The sequence below is a fragment of the Pseudomonas sp. 4CAES_32.4 genome, assembly GCF_058136335.1.
In genome coordinates, this window is the sequence record NZ_CM176882.1 from 3,191,988 (window position 1) to 3,210,736 (window position 18,749).

24 protein-coding genes and 1 pseudogene are annotated in these 18,749 nt (G+C 50.6%); 17 read left to right on the forward strand and 8 right to left on the reverse strand.

The genetic code is table 11. From position 1 onward, the window contains the following. Window positions 1–9: 9 nt before the first annotated feature. Window positions 10–186: a DUF3606 domain-containing protein gene (locus AC3Y64_RS14160; protein WP_159811722.1), complete on the forward strand. Its 177-nt coding sequence runs from the start codon at window positions 10–12 to the stop codon at window positions 184–186. A gap of 397 nt (window positions 187–583) precedes the next feature. Here AC3Y64_RS14160 and AC3Y64_RS14165 read toward each other — a convergent pair whose 3' ends face one another. Together AC3Y64_RS14165 and AC3Y64_RS14170 are read right to left on the reverse strand one after the other, a co-directional pair. Further along, window positions 584–943: a response regulator gene (locus AC3Y64_RS14165; RefSeq protein WP_400645201.1), complete on the reverse strand. Its 360-nt coding sequence runs from the start codon at window positions 941–943 to the stop codon at window positions 584–586. Window positions 944–1,026: 83 nt separating this feature from the next. Then, window positions 1,027–2,415 (reverse strand): ATPase domain-containing protein, encoded by a 1,389-nt coding sequence (locus AC3Y64_RS14170; protein WP_489984150.1) that lies wholly within the window; start codon window positions 2,413–2,415, stop codon window positions 1,027–1,029. A gap of 354 nt (window positions 2,416–2,769) precedes the next feature. Here AC3Y64_RS14170 and AC3Y64_RS14175 point away from each other — a divergent pair, with 354 nt between their 5' ends. Beyond that, window positions 2,770–3,204, forward strand: a complete 435-nt coding sequence (locus AC3Y64_RS14175) for a VOC family protein (protein WP_400645207.1) — start codon at window positions 2,770–2,772, stop codon at window positions 3,202–3,204. A gap of 160 nt (window positions 3,205–3,364) precedes the next feature. Here AC3Y64_RS14175 and AC3Y64_RS14180 read toward each other — a convergent pair whose 3' ends face one another. The 3 genes from AC3Y64_RS14180 to AC3Y64_RS14190 form a co-directional block, all read right to left on the reverse strand. Further along, window positions 3,365–4,150: an OBAP family protein gene (locus AC3Y64_RS14180; protein ID WP_489984151.1), complete on the reverse strand. Its 786-nt coding sequence runs from the start codon at window positions 4,148–4,150 to the stop codon at window positions 3,365–3,367. Window positions 4,151–4,277: 127 nt separating this feature from the next. Further along, window positions 4,278–5,609: an SDR family oxidoreductase gene (locus tag AC3Y64_RS14185; protein ID WP_489984152.1), complete on the reverse strand. Its 1,332-nt coding sequence runs from the start codon at window positions 5,607–5,609 to the stop codon at window positions 4,278–4,280. Between the two features lie 282 nt (window positions 5,610–5,891). Next, a complete protein-coding gene (locus tag AC3Y64_RS14190) occupies window positions 5,892–6,179 on the reverse strand; it encodes a hypothetical protein (protein WP_400645215.1) in 288 nt (95 codons plus the stop codon). A gap of 853 nt (window positions 6,180–7,032) precedes the next feature. Between AC3Y64_RS14190 and AC3Y64_RS14195 the strand changes: the two genes are divergently transcribed. From AC3Y64_RS14195 to AC3Y64_RS14250, 12 genes and pseudogenes are all read left to right on the forward strand, one after another. Beyond that, the gene (locus AC3Y64_RS14195; RefSeq protein WP_489984153.1) at window positions 7,033–7,680 is read left to right on the forward strand and encodes a hypothetical protein; all 648 of its coding nucleotides are present in this window, start codon (window positions 7,033–7,035) and stop codon (window positions 7,678–7,680) included. Next, window positions 7,680–8,108 carry a phage holin family protein gene (locus AC3Y64_RS14200; RefSeq protein WP_159811717.1) on the forward strand — a complete coding sequence of 143 codons (429 nt, stop codon included), beginning with the start codon at window positions 7,680–7,682 and terminating at the stop codon, window positions 8,106–8,108. Before AC3Y64_RS14195 ends, AC3Y64_RS14200 begins: the two co-directional genes overlap by 1 nt. Then, on the forward strand, window positions 8,105–8,926 hold the full coding sequence (locus AC3Y64_RS14205) for a DUF3618 domain-containing protein (protein ID WP_489984154.1): 822 nt from the start codon (window positions 8,105–8,107) through the stop codon (window positions 8,924–8,926). The genes AC3Y64_RS14200 and AC3Y64_RS14205 overlap by 4 nt, the downstream gene beginning before the upstream one ends. Window positions 8,927–9,371: 445 nt before the next feature. After that, complete coding sequence (locus AC3Y64_RS14210; protein WP_400645223.1) at window positions 9,372–9,620, forward strand: hypothetical protein; 249 nt, start codon at window positions 9,372–9,374, stop codon at window positions 9,618–9,620. A gap of 86 nt (window positions 9,621–9,706) precedes the next feature. Then, entirely contained in the window at window positions 9,707–10,213 is a 507-nt protein-coding gene (locus AC3Y64_RS14215) for a CinA family protein (protein WP_489984155.1), read from the forward strand. Next, window positions 10,213–10,731 carry a hypothetical protein gene (locus AC3Y64_RS14220; RefSeq protein WP_489984156.1) on the forward strand — a complete coding sequence of 173 codons (519 nt, stop codon included), beginning with the start codon at window positions 10,213–10,215 and terminating at the stop codon, window positions 10,729–10,731. Before AC3Y64_RS14215 ends, AC3Y64_RS14220 begins: the two co-directional genes overlap by 1 nt. A gap of 7 nt (window positions 10,732–10,738) precedes the next feature. Beyond that, complete coding sequence (locus AC3Y64_RS14225) at window positions 10,739–11,185, forward strand: DUF421 domain-containing protein (protein WP_400645231.1); 447 nt, start codon at window positions 10,739–10,741, stop codon at window positions 11,183–11,185. Between the two features lie 99 nt (window positions 11,186–11,284). After that, window positions 11,285–11,512, forward strand: coding sequence for a PLD nuclease N-terminal domain-containing protein (locus AC3Y64_RS14230; RefSeq protein WP_489984157.1), 228 nt, complete (start codon window positions 11,285–11,287; stop codon window positions 11,510–11,512). 131 nt (window positions 11,513–11,643) lie between these two features. Beyond that, window positions 11,644–12,529: pseudogene (locus AC3Y64_RS14235) on the forward strand (manganese catalase family protein). A 222-nt stretch (window positions 12,530–12,751) separates the two neighbouring features. Continuing rightward, window positions 12,752–13,678, forward strand: coding sequence for a ZIP family metal transporter (locus tag AC3Y64_RS14240; RefSeq protein ID WP_489984158.1), 927 nt, complete (start codon window positions 12,752–12,754; stop codon window positions 13,676–13,678). Between the two features lie 150 nt (window positions 13,679–13,828). Then, window positions 13,829–14,326, forward strand: coding sequence for a YciE/YciF ferroxidase family protein (locus AC3Y64_RS14245; RefSeq protein WP_400645239.1), 498 nt, complete (start codon window positions 13,829–13,831; stop codon window positions 14,324–14,326). Window positions 14,327–14,428: 102 nt separating this feature from the next. Continuing rightward, on the forward strand, window positions 14,429–14,965 hold the full coding sequence (locus tag AC3Y64_RS14250) for a hypothetical protein (RefSeq protein ID WP_489984159.1): 537 nt from the start codon (window positions 14,429–14,431) through the stop codon (window positions 14,963–14,965). A gap of 294 nt (window positions 14,966–15,259) precedes the next feature. On the opposite strand, the gene AC3Y64_RS14255 is transcribed toward AC3Y64_RS14250, so the two are convergent. Both AC3Y64_RS14255 and AC3Y64_RS14260 read right to left on the reverse strand, forming a co-directional pair. Next, a complete protein-coding gene (locus tag AC3Y64_RS14255; protein ID WP_400645244.1) occupies window positions 15,260–15,496 on the reverse strand; it encodes a hypothetical protein in 237 nt (78 codons plus the stop codon). A gap of 2 nt (window positions 15,497–15,498) precedes the next feature. Beyond that, window positions 15,499–15,747, reverse strand: a complete 249-nt coding sequence (locus AC3Y64_RS14260; protein ID WP_159811714.1) for a DUF6555 family protein — start codon at window positions 15,745–15,747, stop codon at window positions 15,499–15,501. 656 nt (window positions 15,748–16,403) lie between these two features. On the opposite strand from AC3Y64_RS14260, the gene AC3Y64_RS14265 reads away from it, so the two are divergent. Next, window positions 16,404–16,553 (forward strand): hypothetical protein, encoded by a 150-nt coding sequence (locus tag AC3Y64_RS14265; protein ID WP_489984160.1) that lies wholly within the window; start codon window positions 16,404–16,406, stop codon window positions 16,551–16,553. Between the two features lie 3 nt (window positions 16,554–16,556). Beyond that, window positions 16,557–16,814 (forward strand): DUF1652 domain-containing protein, encoded by a 258-nt coding sequence (locus AC3Y64_RS14270; protein ID WP_489984161.1) that lies wholly within the window; start codon window positions 16,557–16,559, stop codon window positions 16,812–16,814. A gap of 38 nt (window positions 16,815–16,852) precedes the next feature. Here AC3Y64_RS14270 and AC3Y64_RS14275 read toward each other — a convergent pair whose 3' ends face one another. Continuing rightward, window positions 16,853–17,263 carry a response regulator gene (locus AC3Y64_RS14275; RefSeq protein ID WP_489984162.1) on the reverse strand — a complete coding sequence of 137 codons (411 nt, stop codon included), beginning with the start codon at window positions 17,261–17,263 and terminating at the stop codon, window positions 16,853–16,855. Window positions 17,264–17,580: 317 nt separating this feature from the next. On the opposite strand from AC3Y64_RS14275, the gene AC3Y64_RS14280 reads away from it, so the two are divergent. Continuing rightward, the gene (locus AC3Y64_RS14280) at window positions 17,581–18,720 is read left to right on the forward strand and encodes a glutathione-independent formaldehyde dehydrogenase (RefSeq protein WP_489984163.1); all 1,140 of its coding nucleotides are present in this window, start codon (window positions 17,581–17,583) and stop codon (window positions 18,718–18,720) included. The last annotated feature ends 29 nt before the right edge of the window (window positions 18,721–18,749 follow it).

An 18,749-nucleotide genomic window follows, 5' to 3' on the forward strand; every position in this document is an offset into this window, starting at 1 on the left:
GACAGCAACATGCCTGATGACCTAAGCAAAACCGGAAAATCGGATCGCGACAAGATTAACGTTAATCAGCCGCACGAGCTGCGAGATTGGGCGAAAAAATTCGGCGTAACTGAACAGCAGCTCAAAGACGCAGTAAACCAGGTAGGAGTGCAAGCTGAGGACGTTAAAAAGCATTTAGGTAAATGAGAACGACGCGCCTGCGGCAGGAGTCAAGGGCAGCCACAGACGGGGGCTGTCTCAGAAACGGGTCACATTCCGCTCGAGTCGGACATTCAGGGCTCGTGGGGCGAGGTGAATGTCGGGGTGGATTATCAGGCGGATCGACGCACGACGTTTACCGCTTCGGCGGGGTATCGCCAGGGGGGCCATGGCGACAGTCTGGCTACGACGCCATGCTAGGGTTCAAAATCAACTTTTGAGAAAGCATACGAGCCGGGCGCCCGTCACACGATGGAATGAGCGGAAATTTAAGCGATTTTTGAATCGTACTGTTGATGGGTCGTCGCCAGATTCATTTCGGACTCGTTCTGGGTCTCGTAGAAAACCGACCATTTTTTTGTTTCAGAGAAGGAAAATCGCGCCATCAGGCAGTGAGAAGGGCTTTAACGCTTGCGATGACTACATCAATCTCGAATGGCTTTGAAAAAACGTCTACGAAAAGGTCGGCTCTCTGTCTACCTAGATGAGCCTGAGCGCCGCTCATCAGCATCAAGGGAATTGTTTTAAATTTATCTTGAGCTTTGACCGCTTCAGCAAATTCCAACCCTGTCATCCCGGGCATCATGTAGTCAGTAATAATGAGATCTGGCCGTTCTCTTTCGAGGATTTCAAGAGCTCTCAAAGCACTCCCGGCCGTAACCGTTAGGAACCCCTCATCCTCCAAAGCGAAGCTCAAGATGTCGGCGATGAGATACTCGTCGTCAATTATTAGAATTGTGGTCATTATGTTCTTTCTTCCCAAGTGAACGCCACGCACCGTACGCGTTGGGCATACCCTGGTCGCCGTCTCATTGCCATTCGCATTGTTCAGACCTTTTTCAAGACGATCCCGGTGTCGCTCATTACGATCTCAAGTCGGGAAGGGTCGTAAGCGCAGTCTCTAATCTTGAGAATCGAGAGCTGACGTTGAAGTTCAGTCTCATGCTGCCCAAATTGGATCAACAGAAGGTTATCCATGACCCCGGAAAGCTCCGGCGCAGAGCCATCCGACTGATCGTTCAGCAGTCGTTGAATTTCCCATGCAGCAATAACGGTTACTCCTCGCGCACGCAGTTCTGCCATAAGCGCAGAAAAAATTCCGTGCACTCGACTCTGGTCATAGGCGACCCTTGCCATGGCTACTAAATCATCGATGAAAACGCGCTTAATATGCTTTCGCTCAACGATCTCAAGAAGCTCATAAGCCAGACGGTCAATCAGGCCTGTTGATGCGGAGTTCCATACGAGGTGTAAGGCTCCAGTTTTTTCCAAAGCTTGGAAGCTAAAACCAAGCGCTTGTGCCTTGAAGCGCATTCTTTGAGGTGATTCGTGAAATCCGAAGAAAAGACCAGGGTGCTCAGGCGTGCACCCAGTTAGAAATTGCGCGCCGAACGAAGTCTTGCCTGCGCCGGACGGGCCCATGATCAAGGTGACAGACGACGACAACAAACCACCGCCAATCTGCGCATCAAGTGTCGAAATGCCGCTACTAACGGTCGTGAAATGATCACTGTCCATGAGCGCGGATCTTGTAAGGACGCTTTCTATCCTTGGATAGATGGAAATTCCATTTTCATTAATCTCAAATTCATGCCCCCCGGAAATCGCTGCACTCCCCCTGGTTTTGCGAAGTCGGATTTTTCTAACGGTCTTCGATTTTATTGACTCTTCACCCATCTCGATGACCCCGTCAACCATCGTATGCTCCGGGCTTCCATCATCAAGTTGTGAACTGGTCAGGAACAGTACGGTGCATCCAGCAAAGGCTGCATGCCCTTGCAGTTCTGAAATGAATTGCTTGGTATCCAGCGGTGATTCTGCCTTCGATCGAGCGTTTAGCAGTCCATCCAATATAAGAAGGCTCGATTTTTGACGGCTAATTTCTCTTCGTAAAAGCTTCACTACCGCGTCCAGGCCATCATTTTCCAAGGTGTCAAAAGCACTGACGAACTGGATGTTCTGATTTACCTGAGCTTTATCGTAGAAGCTCAACGTGGACAAAAACTCAAAAAGTCTGTCATGTGGCTCCGCTAGCAGTGTCGCAAATAAGACGCGACCTTCCTGCGCGATGTGGTTAAAACCAATCTGGTTGGCCAAGATGGTCTTGCCCGAGCCGGGTCGTCCTTGAATGATATAAGACGCACCCGCAATCAACCCCCCCTTCAGCAGGGTATCGAGCCCCTTGATTCCACTTTCAAGGCGTTTAAGCTGATTCAAATCGAGTCCCTCTGCTGATGTTCATCAGGTCTAAAGATTAGGCGAGCCTTCCTAGAAAGCGTCTATCAGCAGCATCCGCCGCGCTCGGTTATGTCGCAACGTGAGTACTGCATGACTGTCCATACCGTTACCGGACAGCAAGCGTCCTGGAGATTTCGGAGTGCCCCAAGTTTACTTCAACAACCGGGCGTTGCCGATTGCTTTCGGAATCAGCTAGCGAGTATCAGGATCTTATCGCCTAACTGCCCATTATTGGGGGCGGAAATTTGGCGGAGAGAGGATAGGAATGACCGAAATCCAGATTTTTAGGTAAACGATACGGATATTTTGGAGCGCACCCGAGGTCATCCTTATGTGGATAAATCCAGCATAAATACCAATCAGGAGGTGACGCTAATGCTTAGCTATCTATTCATAGGAGCCTCCGATGTAAACTTATCAGCGCGCTTCTACGAAGCTGTCCTTTCGCCACTGGGTTATCAGAACGAGTTAGCGGAGGGACATTTCTGCTTTTCGCTTCCTAGCACCGCTGACAAATGCAATGGCCCCGGAAGCGTACATATCGCCAGTCCCTTGGATGGTCGCCCTGCGTCAGCAGGTAATGGAATGATGCCTGCTTTTCGGACGAAATCTCGCAAACTGGTGGATGAAATCTATGCCGCAGGCATCGCTTGCGGCGGGACGGATGAAGGCAGGCCAGGAATACGTGAAGCCTATACAGATGACTTCTACGTCGCATATTTACGCGACCCCGTCGGAAATAAGATCGCTTTCTTTTGCAAAGGTTGAACTCAGCTGCGCATAAAGCAATCGGTATAAACCGCTAGATTTTAGGGGCGTTCAGAGCCAAATGCATGGAGGAAGTCCCTGTTTGGTTTGCGAAACCCACATCACAGGCTTTAGCGCAAAAGCGTGTGATTGAAGCTGGCGTGTATGGCTTGGAGATAAGTCAGTGCGTGTGCGGTGTATTCGTTGGATCCAAAATCTGAATGACATTTCCCTTGCTCCAAGCATCCGCTCCTGGCGCTATGGCCGGAGAAGGAATATCAGCTCGCGCCTTCCTTCGTTCAGCGCTATCGACCCCTAGTCGAAGGTCTCTTTCGGCCACCAGCTTTGGATCGACCTGGCCTTCAGCTGTGAAACCCATCATTAGCTGAGGAACACCTAGTGGGAGGTTTTTATTGAGGTCTGTGTGCCACGTATGCCAGGTTTTTCCGTATGTGTGGATCAGCTTTTGCATCAATGCATGTTCAGCAATCTGCGGAATGCCGGGAGCGACTAATTGACCCGACTTAACTTCTTGAACGTGACTATGCCATAGCGCTTTCTCAGGTTCGGGCAGAGTAGCAAATAACTGCTCGCTGATGATGTACTCAACCCCCATCAGCTTCGCATCCTTGCGATTGCCGTCATAAATAACGCACTGAATCACTTCCTCATTAAGAATGGCGCAATAATGATGTGCCTCCATCTGAGCATCGATGTGGCCATTGTAGAAATGGAAGCCGTCAAGATAGGCATTCAAGGCGTCCACTGGGGGGCGTGATTGAAGCAGGGCCGCCCCTGCATCTAAGGTTTGAGTGGAAGGGCTTTCAGCGGTGCCCGGCGCCCTCACTTTTGAGTCCGTGTTGTTCCCTGCGCACCCGGAAAGAGCCGTCAATAAAGTGAGTAGCGCTGTGAAATGTAGAGGTCTGAATGCGTTAAGGCCTGTCGCATCATAAACGTAGCGTTCCATAGTATTCTCCATGCTACCTTTGATATGGCAAAAGCAACCCTACAACGAAAAAGCAGCGAATTTCGGACGTTCCGGAATGCAATGATCCCTCGGCCCGAACAACCGCCGAGGGAGGCGCATTCATTGATTACAGCCTTTTTTTGCCAAGCGAGTTATTTCTACGTTTTAGTGCAAGCAGTACGCCACCCAATACAAGTGCGCCGATCGCAATGACTATCGGGGAATGGTTCGTGGGGGCGCGCCAGCCACCCTCGATACGACGTTGCTCGTTTGTAGGGGAGTATAAATTTCCCGCAGATGAATGAGCTTGAGGGCGGTGTCGCAAAGCTAAACGAGTAAGCCAGCCAGAAATCTGTGGAAAACCTGGTATCAGGAAATGGGCTATCCGAGCCAACGTCGCGGCTCTGCCAACTGTCACGCTTTGTTTTGGACGTAACGCGCAGCGCACCATGGCAGCTGCGACAAGGCGAGGGTCATACACTGGCGGAGGCGGCTTTAGAGTATGGCCGGTGAAATTTCCACCATCACGAAAGCCTGGGGTATCCATAACGGCTGGATAGATATCGCATACATGTATGTCGGGAGATCGGTGAAGCTCCCCACGAAGAGCTTCACTCAATCCACGGAGACCATATTTACTAGCAGAGTAGGCTGCAGCGTAGGGTTGGGCAACCCAGCTACCTAACGACAACGTGTTGATTAATATGCCGCTTTTCTGCGATTTGAAATACGGCCAAGCTACGTATGCTCCACGCAAATATCCCAGAAGATCTGTTTGCAGTACCTGTTCGTGCGCTTCAAGGGGTGTTTCCTCGAAGCTGCCGACTGCACCCACGCCGGCGTTGTTAATCCATATGTCTATTCTTCCATCGCCATAGGAAGCGGCTTTTTTTGCCAAAGCGCGCATTTGGTCGCTGTTCGTGACATCCGTTGGCACAGCCATTGCCGACGCACCACGTTCCACGCATTCCCCAACTACATCGCTTAGTGCTTTATAGTCTCGAGCCGCTAAAACCAGCCTGGCACCTTCAATAGCAAACGCGTGCGCCGCTGCTCGGCCTATCCCACTGGAAGCACCGGTGATGACCACCAACTTATCGTTCAACGCGTTAAACGACTTCTGGGGGGCAATCGCTGCAGACAAACTGGACTCGTCTGCGAGCGAAGCTTCCTTTGAGTGAAACTCGATTTCGTTCAGTTGCAAACGAGCACCGTCTGCCAGGGTTAACGTCAGGTTTTCTATCGTGCCTGCGAGACTCTCTGGAAAAATAGGATCTCCGTAAATATCAAGTTCATCATAAAAAAAACGCGTGCCCTCTAGCCAGCCGATGGCCGTCATCAACTCTGGGCCGAGGTAGTATTTACCGTCGAGAAAAAATCCAGGGAAGTGTCGAGTACGCTCAAGGCTTTCAACGACGTAGCGTATACCTGGCTTCATACCGCTCGAAGGGTCGATCATGGTTTTATCCTCGGTTTCGCTGGTGTAGCAATAGAGGACTGGCACCACCTAGCGTTCCATCAAAATGACGAGCAGTCCGATATGATCCGAAGCAAAACCAATCCTATCTTTATAAAATTAATTTTTGCATGATGAGTAGTGGGCTAAAAATTGAACTCCATTGAGAAACTAATGGTTCTCTAGTTATAAGAAAAATGAAACTGACCGTTAAAAAGGACGCCTCTGTTTAACTCTTTGCATCCTGGATTAAATTGGCAGACTCTCTCTCCGACTTTACTCTCTTCACTGTATAGGTTGATGATAAAATCTTAACGGCTTAACAGAGAACCAAACCCAGTCTTTATCACGCAACATTCCAACCGGTTGACTATCAACGCTAAAAATAAAATTGCTTTCACTACCGTTTGGAAAAGTAAGCTCGATCATAGAAGGGTATGACAAATCAGCTATGTCGGGGGCGTAAATCCCTAGAGAGCCCGGAGCGTTGAAAAGATCAAATGTATTGTTGATGCCACTGTATTCCTGCTTGATACCTTTGTTATATTGGAAAAGTACCTGATCAAAGGTCATATCTTCTCCTTCTCGAAAATACAAAATAATTATCCCGTACGCCCTTACCATTATCCGCTTCCTGCGTTTATTTATAGCTACAATTACGAATAAAGTTTAACCGAAGTATAGCTGGCGTGAGCGCCCTGAACAATAACCTATAAGTGTGTTGGTTTTATGGGCAGTTATGAAATGGTTTAAGCGCCGCTCCGATTTTGAATGTCATGTCCATTTTTATGCTGGGTAGGGGATCAAACTTTCGTCTTTCTGTAATCCATGCGCGAGTTTGATCAATGTCGAATCTTAAGCCTTGCAAAGTCATGCAGCTTAAGAGAATAGATGATAGCCGACAGTGTCCGCACTCTGGGCAATGAAGATCTTGAAAACAGCCGATTGTCGCGATTTGCGCCCCCTGGTGATCGCAAATTGGGCAGTTCATAAATACTTCATCACATAATCCTTTCTGTCTTGTTAATTCCATTCGAGCCGCAGGCCTGGATATTTGCAATTAGTTAATAAATGACGAAATGCCACGCAAGCAGACAAGCATAGATGTATAGCAGTCGATTTATAAACCTGATAGAACGTTTGGCTATTGCAAAAGCGTGTTTTAATTCTATCTCTCGGTGCGCAAATCGCTTCAGCGGTATAGCTGTTGTAGGGGAAATTCTGAAAATTAACCACTAGTGGTTGCTTCCCGCGTGATGTGCATTTGATTTCATTGTGTTTAATAGTCGTTAGGTCATCACGTCTTGAAGTGCACTCATCATTTTCTTGGAACTCCCCCACCGATGCTCCGTCCTCTGAGGGAGGGGAGGCTGTTTAATTCGGCACGCCCCGCAACTAACTTTCATTAGGAAGGCGAGGGTACGTCATGAACACAGCAGACAACACAACAGGAAATCAGGGTAGTCAACAGGATCCGCCCGCATCAGAACAAGATTATGAGCACCTCAAGGAGAACGTGTCGGACGTGTTGGGAGGTGCCAGGGAGCAAGCTGATGCTCAGTTTGGGCAGTACCGTGACACTGCCGCCGATCAGATCGGAGCGTTTGCTGAAGGAGCAAAATCCTTTGTTTCCGAGCTGGAGGATAAGGATGCCATTGGGGTTTCGCATTACTTGACGGATGTCGCAGAGTCGATGGCTGGATTAGCGGAAAATTTGCGAGGCAAGAGTGCTGAGCAGCTTCTGCATGACGGTGCGGAATTAGCGCGAAGTAATCCCGCTCTTTTCATTGCGGGCAGCATTGCGCTTGGTTTCGGATTATCCCGATTTCTTAAAGCAGGGGTGTCAACGGCCATTACGCCTACTTCCATTAGTGGAGCAGATACTCCAGCAGCGCGATCTGAATTGGCCTTCGGTGCGAATCGCCCCAACGAAACCTCAATTTCTCCCACCGCCAGCGCAAGTCCGGGCCTCGCGACGGGCAGCACTCCTTCATCCTCAATTCAATCTTCTAATCCAGCGAGCGACGTGCTAGCTCCGTCGTCCGATTCCTCAAGCCAAAAAGGAGAAATGTAATGGACAGAGACAATTCAGACTTGCCCGAAGCCCGACCACTTCCTCATCAGGAAGATGCATCTGTTGTTGGCCTACTGAAGCAGCTGTCTAGGGAAGTGCCTGCTTTATTCACCAAGGAACTGGCATTAGCAAAGGCAGAACTTCAATCCAGCCTCACTACTTTGAAGGCCGGTATCGCGGCGGTGGCGGGAGGGGCCATTGTATTCTTGGCGGGCTTTATAATCCTGCTGTTATCAGCAGTCTATGGACTGAGCCTTTTTATGGCTCCGTGGCTTGCGGCGCTTATCGTCGGTGTCGTTGTAATGATCATCGGCTTCGCGATGCTGCAGTCTGGTAAAAAACAATTCGAGCCCTCTCACTTTAAACCCGACCGAACGCTGGACGCTTTGAACAAAGATCAGGAAGCACTGCGGAGGAAAGTGTCATGAAAAGCGAGCTAGAGATGGAGTCTGAAAAAAGTCCGGAGCAGATTGAGCGGGAAATCGACGCACAACGCGCGAGTATTGGCAACATTGTCGATAAGCTCGAAAGTAAATTTACTCCCGGCCAAATTATTGATCAGGCGTGGGGATTGATGCAAAACAACGGTTCGGCTTTTATCGGCAATCTCGGTACCAGCGTCCGGAACAATCCGGTACCCGTTGTCCTGACATCGATAGGATTGCTCTGGATGATGATGAGTAAGAACCGCCCACCAGTACCTCAACCTGTTTATCGCACTGGCGCCGATGACAAAAAGGGTGAATGGGGAGAAGGTATCGCAGACGGCTTGGATAGCGCGCGCGACAGCCTTCATCAGACGACTGACTCGTTAAAGGAGGGCTACCAGTCGCTTAAAGAAAAAGCGGGACAACTTGGTGATAACGTAAGCGCTGCTAGTGAGAATTTTAGCCATACACTGCATGATGCTGGAGATCGTTTGAACCGCCGCACCCAGGTTGTGGGTCAGCAGTTTAACCAGCTACTGCAGGAGCAGCCATTGGTTGTAGCAGCGGCGGGCATCGCGTTGGGAGCTTTAATCGGTGCCGCGTTACCGGCAACCACTACAGAACAGCGCTACATGGGCCGCACCAGCGCAGGTTTGGTGGATAAAGTAAAAAAACAAGCCCAAGAAGGATATGAGGCTGTCCGCGATACCGTCACAAGAACCACTGAACAAGAGAATGGACAAGGGTCGACAGCATCGGATGGAAGATCCGCTTCTGATCCGTCGGCCGATCTTTCCCAACGATTGGGTACTTCTTGAAGAAGATAATGGCGGAGGCCTTGGTAGGTCTCCGCCATTTTGTATGAACCATTTTCGCGGGGCCGACATGTTCCTAGCAAAAGCTTTCCTTTCCCGCCAAAACAGTGGGACATCGTGACCTCGTACTTTTAAACATACTCTTGAGCAGTCAGTAGATGAGTGGGTAGCGACGGCGTTTATGCTTTCACGAAAGGTGCCTGCGCGGATGCAAAAGGTTAGCGTGATGAAGACGACCTCGTAATTTTTATATGATGGTGGGCCACATTGACGAAGCATGGCGGCAAACAAGCTAACGCGAATTGGAGGCGCGGTTTTGGAAGACGACGATTTTGATTCAGGTCAATACGGTCGATGTCATCCAGTGAAGCGGAGCCTGCCCCTCGTCAGGATCCTTGAACGATCCTTTAACGCTCCGCTCAACTGAGAAATACTCAGGGTGAGAGCCATGAACGAATTCAAGCGTTTGCTGACACCAGTTCAAGAGACGCGTCTTTTGGCTTTTGATAGCTGGTACAAGGCATTTGAGGATCGTCGCCTGCGTTTGGATTGTCCTGATGCGTTTCATGAGGAGCTACTGCGGCAAGCGGACGAAATGGATCGCTTAGGCGTAGTGACTTGGGACGAATGGAGGGATTTAAGAATACTGGCGGATCAAGCTTATCTACGCACCATCGCTGGAGAGAATTACGTCTGAAAGCTTTGGAAATGCCATCAAGGGAGCGTATGGAATGTTCCGAATCTCTGTAGGTCAACCAAGTAATACTTGTGTGAGTTCAGCTCATGTCAATTGCCAACGAAACCGTTAAGTACCTGCGTGACAACAATTTGGTGGTGACTACAGCAGAGTCTTGCACGGCGGGAAAAATCGTAACTCTTCTTTCCGAGGTAGAAGGCAGCGGCGAATTTATTGAATGCGGTTACGTTGTCTATTCACCCCAAGCTAAGCAACGTGTGCTCCATGTCAGCGCACAGACTATCGCGACCTTTAACCTGACCAGCGTCCAGGTTGCGAGCGAAATGGTTACGGGGGCTCTGCGCGACAGCACAGCAAATGCTGCCATCGCCACTACGGGAATTCTTGGGCCGGACGATGTCGATGGCATCCCTGCAGGAACAATTTGTTTCGCCTGGGCGTTTCAGTCGAATGGTGAGTGCTATGTCTACACTCACGAACATCAGTTCTTCGGTGGGCGCTGCCAAGTTCAAGCGAAGGCGACTGACTATGCGTTGCGGTGGCTACCGCATTTTCATCAGCGTGCATGTGCTGGAGTGAGAGAAGAGGCTTGATGAACGAGGACTCGAATCAACCCGACTTTAAGAGCCGCGAGCACCCAATTCGCGAGGACATGCGCTATCAAATGAAGGTATGGCGTTTCGAGCGCATTGGCTGGTACTTGTTAGTGTTGATCGTGCTGATGGCGTTAGTCGGCTTGTTTTCCAGAGGATTACTCAGTTCAAGAGACGTGCACAGCGCTGATGGCAAATTGAGGGTGGAATATGAAATGTTCCATCGCAATGGATCCACCAACTCAATGAAGATCAGCGTAAGCGCGATGCCCGACTCTGCAGTGGAACTGGAATTAGCAGGCCAATTGTTGGACGGTTTCAGCATCGAAACGTTACAACCTGAACCCCTGCGCTCAAGAAGCTCTTCACAGGGCATCAGGCTTTGGCTACAAACCGACCTCGATGGGCAAGCGAAACTTTACATCACCCTGCGAGGGGATGGCCTTGGCTTCTTCCAAAGTCGAATCGTTTCACCAGGCACTAACGGTGTAAAGCTCGACCAATTCATTTTCCCATAGGTGATTTATGGATTCGGTATTACGTGCGGGTGTCATGTACCTGGCGCTTATGGTGCTATTCAAGATCGCCGGACGCCGTTCCTTAGCTGAGCTGACCACGTTTGATTTCGTTTTGTTGATGATGATCGGGGAGGCCACTCAGCAAGCCCTGCTAGGCGACGATTTTTCGCTGACCAATTCAATGATTGTCATCGTTACATTGATCGCTATTGATGTTGGATTATCGCTGCTAAAACAGCGGTCGGAATGGATATCGCGACTGATCGATGGTGAGCCCACCATCATCGTGGAGAACGGCAAACTCCTGCATAAACGACTTCGACATGCTCGACTGGTGGAGGCCGATGTGATGGAAGCTGCACGTTCCAGCCAAGGCATAGAAAAGCTTGAAGAGATCAAATTCGCAATCATTGAACGCAATGGGAAAATCTCAATCATCGCCCATGAAAACTGAATCCGTAGTAGGTAGCTGCTTTAGCGGGACAGCGAAATTCGTTTGGAACACCTGCGTTTATCAGAGGCCTAACAATTAACAGACGCAGGAGGTTGAGTCATGTCAGAAGCTACCAGCTATTTCGCGATCGCCGTCGCCGTGATCATTGTGCTCGTCGATATTTGGGCAATCGTCAGCGTGTTTCGAAGCGATAAGACTGTAGGGATAAAAGCAGCCTGGGCTATCGGGTTAATCATATTTCCGGTGCTGGGTTTGATCGTCTGGGGCGTTGCCGGGCCACGGGGCATTAAGGAAGGGCCAACGTCGCCTGAGCACAGCAAAGGATAACAACCACCCGTTGGTCGACAGTATGTAAGGCTTTTGAATTAAGCCGAGCACATTCGCTTCAGATGAATATGGGATGGCATTCGGTCTCTTACCGAGTGAACCGCAGCCCTGATTCGCCTGAGGAGAAAGTCATGTTCCTACATAACAAACGACTCCAATACACCGTGCGCGTAGCCCAGCCCAATCCCGGGTTGGCCAATCTCTTATTGGAACAATTCGGGGGGGGGCCCAAGGGGAGCTCGCGGCGGCATCACGCTACTTCACCCAGGCCTTGGCAGAAGATGATCCAGGCAGGAAAGATTTGCTGATGGACATCGCCACCGAAGAGCTCAGTCACCTTGAAATCGTTGGCTCGATCATCGTGATGTTGAACAAGGGCGCCAAAGGAAAAATGGCCGAAGGAGTCGAGGAAGAGGGCGAGTTGTACCGCGCCATAAACGGCGCCGGCAACGACTCGCACATCACCAGTCTGTTGTACGGCGCCGGTGCTCCGTTGACCAACTCGGCAGGCGTTCCATGGTCGGCAGCTTACGTCGATACCATCGGCGAACCCACCGCAGACATGCGCTCCAATATTGCCGCTGAGGCCAGAGCGAAAATTGTTTACGAACGGTTGATGAATGTCACCGATGACCCGGGTGTGAAGGAAGCCCTCGGCTTTTTGATGACGCGTGAAATCGCTCACCAGTTGTCGTTCGAAAAAGCCCTGCATGCCATTCAGCCGAACTTCCCCAAGGCAAACTGCCGGGTATGCCGGAATTCACCAACGTCTACTACAACATGTCGCAAGGCGAGGGCAGCGCACGCGGCCCGTGGAACGAAGGCGACGATTGGGATTTCGTCGAGGATCCCAAGCCAGCCGTGGACGGTGGCAATGGCACTGCGACGGTGCAACTGAGCGCCGAGGACGAAGCGCTACTGATGGATATGAAACTCAGGACGATTTCCGATCCGGACAGTAACCCGACCACGGGCGCAGACCTGGGAGCCGGAGTACAAGGCGATCCCAAATGTTGAGCACGTCACCGCACGCCAGCCGGCAGGCGGATATTCAGCTTTTTCAGAGTGGACACTTCAATCATGACCAAAAAATCAAACCATCGTGATCCCAGTTTTACGCAAATGTTTATGGCCACAAGCGTCGCGTTTGAACGTGACGCGCAGCATGTGTCCGCGCGGTTTTTGCGAGCCCTCGCCGGATTTACGGGAAAACGCGTCTCAGGAAAATAGGTGACTGCCATGCCCGATCCCTTGACCTCCGCAGCCTCGTTCCGCTATTGGATCGCCCGGTTCTCAGGCGCGGGATGGGGCGGACGAGTCTTCTGGTCAGTGCTGATTTGTGTGACCATTCTCCTGTTGATCAGCGGGTACGGCGCCTTCGTCGGTGCCAACAAACAAAATCTGCAATTTGCCTTTCTCGGCGGCTTTTCAGGCTTCGCTGCGACGGCCGCCGGCGCAGTGATTGCGATTGCGTTGCGCGATATCGCCTCGCGCACCCAAGACATCATGCTCGGTTTCGCCGCCGGGATGATGCTGGCCGCCAGTTCGTTCTCGCTGATTCTGCCCGGTATCGAAGCGGCTCAAGCGCTCTGCGGTAATCAATTGCTCGCCGCTTGTGTCGTCGTTGCCGGATTGGGATTAGGCGTCGCATTGATGGTCGGCTTGGATCGCTTCGTCCCTCACGAACATGAGAAAAGCGGTCGCCGTGGCCCTGACGCGCAGCGCGTCAATCGGGTCTGGCTGTTTGTCCTCGCGATTACCCTGCACAACCTGCCGGAAGGCATGGCCATTGGCGTCAGCTTCGCCAACGGCGACATGAAGGTGGGCTTGCCGCTGACCACAGCAATCGCCATTCAGGACATTCCCGAAGGTCTGGCAGTCGCTTTGGCGTTACGCGTAACCGGCATCTCCGCACTGCGGGCGGCGCTGATTGCGGTAAGTTCGGGGTTGATGGAACCGATTGGCGCCATCGTCGGTTTGAGCATCTCCAGCAGCTTTGCCTTGGGCTATCCCATTGCGCTCGGTCTGGCAGCGGGCGCAATGATTTTCGTGGTGTCCCATGAGGTCATTCCCGAGACTCACCGCAACGGTCATGAGACTCCTGCGACTCTGGGGTTGATGCTCGGTTTCGGGGTGATGATGTTTCTTGATACGGCACTAGGGTAACGGGTGCCTTTTGTCCGGATTTAAAAATATTTTATGAACAGGTTTTCGGTGATTCAGTCAGTTTTGATGCACAGAATGTTTTTGTTTGTCCTGGTACTCATTGCGGATGCCCGAATGGGCAATACCATACTGACCAAAAGGAAAATTGACATGGCTAGAAAAACCGTTGAAGACTTGTTTATCCACGAACTGTCCGATGTCTACAGTGCAGAGAAACAAATTACCAAGGCGCTACCCCGTTTAGCTAAGGCTTCGACAAATCCGCTACTTGCTGAAGCCTTCACCTCTCACTTGGAAGAAACCCACGGGCAAATTGAGCGTATTGATCAGTTGGTAGAGCTTACAGGCCTGAAATTGAAGCGCATGAAATGTGTGGCGATGGAAGGATTAATTGAGGAGTCCAAGGAGCTGCTCGAAGAAATCGATAAAGGAGCTGTGCTTGACGCCGCGTTGATTGGTGCCGCACAGAAAGTCGAGCATTATGAAATCGCAGCCTATGGAACGCTAATCGCCATGGCGAAGCATCTAAAGCTTAATGATGCGGCAGCCCTCTTAGAAGCTACTCTCACGGAGGAGAAGGGCGCGGATGAAAAACTGACGAAAATCGCCGAACAGGGCGGTAATCAAGCGGCTACCCTCGAAAAATAGTGCCGGTTGCACCTTCGTTTAATTTCATCTCTATTCCGTGGCAACCGCAAATTGCCACGGAGTAGTTAGGCTAAATGGCTTAGATTTCGCTGGTATCCTCTTTTGTCAAAAATCCTGACATCTCAGACATCAGAATTCATATCCTCCAAAAGCGGCGCAGAAATGTTTGGCTCGCCAAAAGAGCGTCTGATGTTTTATCGACAAGAAATCCAATACGAAACGAAAATACTGTCGAATCGAACGGACGCCTTTCTTACTGCTCAAGCGTTCTTGGTGATAGCGTTTACATCGTGCATGGCGAATGTTAACCCTGAATGGGGAAAGCTTTGTACGCTTGTCGTATCCCCACTGCTCGCTCTCTTAGGTGTTTTGAGTTCGATGAATGCTTGGCCTGGCATCCGATCGGCTTATGACATAATTGATCATTGGTACTTCAAGCAGAGCGAGCTTTTGCGCAGCGCGCCCATCATGGGCGGGGCATATGATGAAACGTCACTGTTCTGCAAGCGCGAGGCATCGCACAAGGGATATCGCAAAGCGCTGCTATTTTCTGTGCGAACGCCATACATCTTCGCTGTGTTCTGGCTAATAGTCGGTATTTGGTCGGTGGCCATCCAGTTCACTAACCCTTTCGATTAACAGAAAAACTTCGTTAAAGACATCCCTACCGCCATGTAATTTCTTGGAGCAACACCCGGTTTCGCAACTCCTACCAAAAATCTTCTCAATTAGCATGCGACTCGGAAGTCGGCAGAGCCAGATTAGGAAACTGATTCGTTATTCGTACTTCTCCGTAGTATATGGACAATATAAGGTGCTAGGAAATGTTGCTCGTCAGGTGCTGTCACGGTCTGAGGATGCGCTATGGTTTTCTCGAAGTAATATTTCCACTAGTTTTCTTCAAAAGTTTATACCTTTTTGTTGATTCCAGTATTACCGTCCCCGTCGCCGACACATTTTGATCCATGATTGATATGCCTGCGTACGTTTAGCATCAGCCTGTGCTTTGGCTTCGATGAATCGAATCCAGGTGCCATTGTCTTTTTGACTTTCATCAAAGAGTCGATAGGCAATATCATCGAGTCGATCAGCCTCGAAAAATAGGCTTTTTATCCGCGCTGCCTCGTCATCCTCGTCAGCGCAATGGAAACCTGGCTCCTGGATAACCATGACTATCCCTCCGTCCAGACCACGGCTGCTGTTTCGCGCCATTTCACTTCTGTTACGCCGAACCGTTCCGCTTGCGGTTTCGACACTACCTTTAACGGAGGTCTACCTGGTTTAGGAATCGGAGCGATGCCGGCGTCACAGCTGGCCCAATGCCAAGCCTCCGCATTGCGCATTGATTTAGCACGAATGATGAATGACTTCGGTATCCCGTGAAGCTTGTACTCAATGACGAAAATATCAACATTACCCATGAGTTCCTCCTTTGGCTCATTAACGTAATGAGTCGCGCTGCAAAAAAAAATTCAAACTGTTTTCTAACAGTTATATGTTCGTGGATGAACTGTTTTCCAGCAACGGATCAGACCACTCGAACCCCGATTTCAGAAGGGGAGGTGTCGTGCATGTGTGCGCACAATCGGCTACTGAACGAGCGGAACGAGTAAGAAGCATTCCGGCAATGCGTAAAATTCGACGATCAGCCAATTGCTACACGCTGCTGAACTGTTGACGCGGTTCGTCATGCTCGCGGGGGGCTGTATACGACACTAGTTCAGACTCGTTCCGACTCGCGACGAACTGTATGGGTATTGGTAGACCATAGTTCTCCACTCAAACACGTCACCCTCGTGTGCTGAACGAGAGCCGTGAAGATCAACTCGTTCTCCTTTCGCGTTTCGTAACGGATGCATGTCAGTTCAGTCCCGGGCATCTTCATCATAGCCACGTAGATATGTGAACCTCTTCTCAATTTTGCACGTACGTTGCTAAGGATTGAAGTCAAGTGCGTGAATCTTTGATATAAACTGCCCGTTCGATTGTTCGATAATCGGGCCCTGATAAAAAAGTTCTTAAGTTAATTATTTGCTCATACAGAACGCTTAGGTTATTCAGGTAGACGAGGAAATGAATGACAATTCAACTTTCTGATCTGCAACCATATTTAAGTGCAGTGAAGGCCGCTAGGTTGGCTCGCAATAACTTGTCGCGACAGATCATTAATGAGGAAGAGGCAAAGTCTTTGCTGCAGCTTGCCGACTTGACTTATTTTAAAGCATGAAAAATGATTTCCGCGCTTGAACTGCGCCACATAATCGAAGGTGGGTTCCTACCTTCAGCATGCATTTGCACACTAAACCCTGACCGATCTCTACAGATTCGAATATTCGAACCAGTTACGGGCAGAATAGAACTGCTTGTCACGGGCATCGCTTCGGCGAAATTGACCACGAGCCGCGCGATAGTAAATCTGATCGCCGAACTGAAAAGTGAGATGGGGGGAATCCATCGCCTCCACCAAGAGGCGGTTGACGCCAAATGAAACGGGGTCACGCCCCGATCACTAGCTGCCTACCTGATTCACGATCTCCATATGGGGTGGGCAGGTTGTAGGAGTGTTGTAATCGCTATGATAAGACTATCCAATGACCAAGGCTTATGAAGGTAAATGGTTCCCAGAGGAACATTGGACGGGTCGAGTAAATAACCCGAGGTAAGAATTGCAGGCATGACTGGCCATTTTGCATTCACCATCTCGATCAGTTCTGTACCTTGTATCTGGCCTGGCACCCCGTGGTCAGCGATGACTAGACAGCAGCGTTGATTTGTCTGCAAGAGGTAGGTCAAAGCGTCATCTGCGGTAGTAAACGCTACGGATTCAGCTCCAATTTCCGTCAATATGCTTACCATCAAGGTTTGCAGTGTTGCATCATCTTCAACAACGATGACTTGCCCAACGATCGGTAATATACCTTCCCAATCCACCTTCACATTTGCTTCCTTAATCGGCCATTTAGGCTTGGTGGCCACATTCTGACGTGAGTTTGTCACTCAGAAAGAGCGCGCTGGTAGCGTAGCCCATGAGCGCAAATTTGAGCATTTTTATTAAGAAAAATTCCTTGAGCTGTGTCAATAAATCGACACTGGGGAGTTTTATATCCTTGTGAACCCCTCACGGAAATTTTCGTGTTGAAGGTGAGACCGTTTGTCCGAGACGCTTTTAATCGATTGAACGTAGGTTCTTACCCGTTTGACTGATAAATCAGAGCAGACAAATTTTTCCTTCGTCTGGCTAACGGGAGAACACCATGAAAGCAATCGTTTACAACGGCCCGCGTGATGTCAGCGTGCAGAATGTCGCGGATGCCAAAATTGAAAAACCCACCGATGTACTGGTTCGAATCACCACAACCAACATCTGCGGCTCGGATTTGCACATGTATGAAGGCCGCACCTCGATGGAGACCGGGCGGGTGTTTGGTCACGAGAACCTCGGTGAGGTGATTGAGGTCGGCGCGGGCGTCGATCGCGTTAAAGTCGGTGACCGTGTTTGCCTGCCGTTCAACATCGGTTGCGGGTTCTGCGAGAACTGCGAAAAAGGCCTTACTGGTTTCTGTCTGACTGCCAATCCAGGTAGCGCGGGTGCCGCTTATGGTTTCGCCGACATGGGCCCTTATCAAGGTGGGCAGGCGGAGTTGTTGCGCGTGCCTTATGCCGACTTCAATTGTCTGGTGCTGCCCGAAGATGCCGAGGAGCGCGAAGAAGACTACGTCATGCTATCGGACATTTTTCCGACAGGCTGGCACGCCACGGAACTGGCGGGTTTGCTGCCAGGCGAGAGCATTGCGATATATGGCGCAGGCCCGGTCGGCTTGATGGCGGCGCATTCGGCAATGATCAAGGGCGCGTCGCAAGTCTTCGTCGTCGACAACCATCCCGACCGTTTGAAACTGGCCGCGCAGTTGGGTGCGACCCCGATCAATTCACTGGAAAAAGAAGCGGTGGATCAGATTCTCAATCTGACCCATGGCAAAGGCACCGACCGTGGTTGCGAGTGCGTCGGTTATCAGTGCTGCGATCGCCACGGCCATGAAGCCAATCACTTGACCATGAACAATCTGGTTGCCTCCACCAAGGCTACCGGCGGCATCGGCGTCGTCGGCGTGTTTGTCCCGCAGGATCCGGGGGCCGAAAACGAGCTGGCCAAGCAAGGCAAGATGGCCTTCGACTTCGGCTCATTCTGGTTCAAGGGGCAGCAGATCCGTACCGGTCAGGCCAACGTCAAACACTACAACCGTCGCCTCGCCGAGCTGATTCATCACGGCCGCGCCAACCCGGCGCAAATCATCTCGCATCGCGTGAAACTCGCCGAAGGCCCAGACGCCTACAAGCACTTCGATGCGCGTGATAACGGCTGGACAAAAGTGGTGCTCAAACCGGCGGCTTGAGCCGTTCTTTAAATCGTGCCGGCTGCACG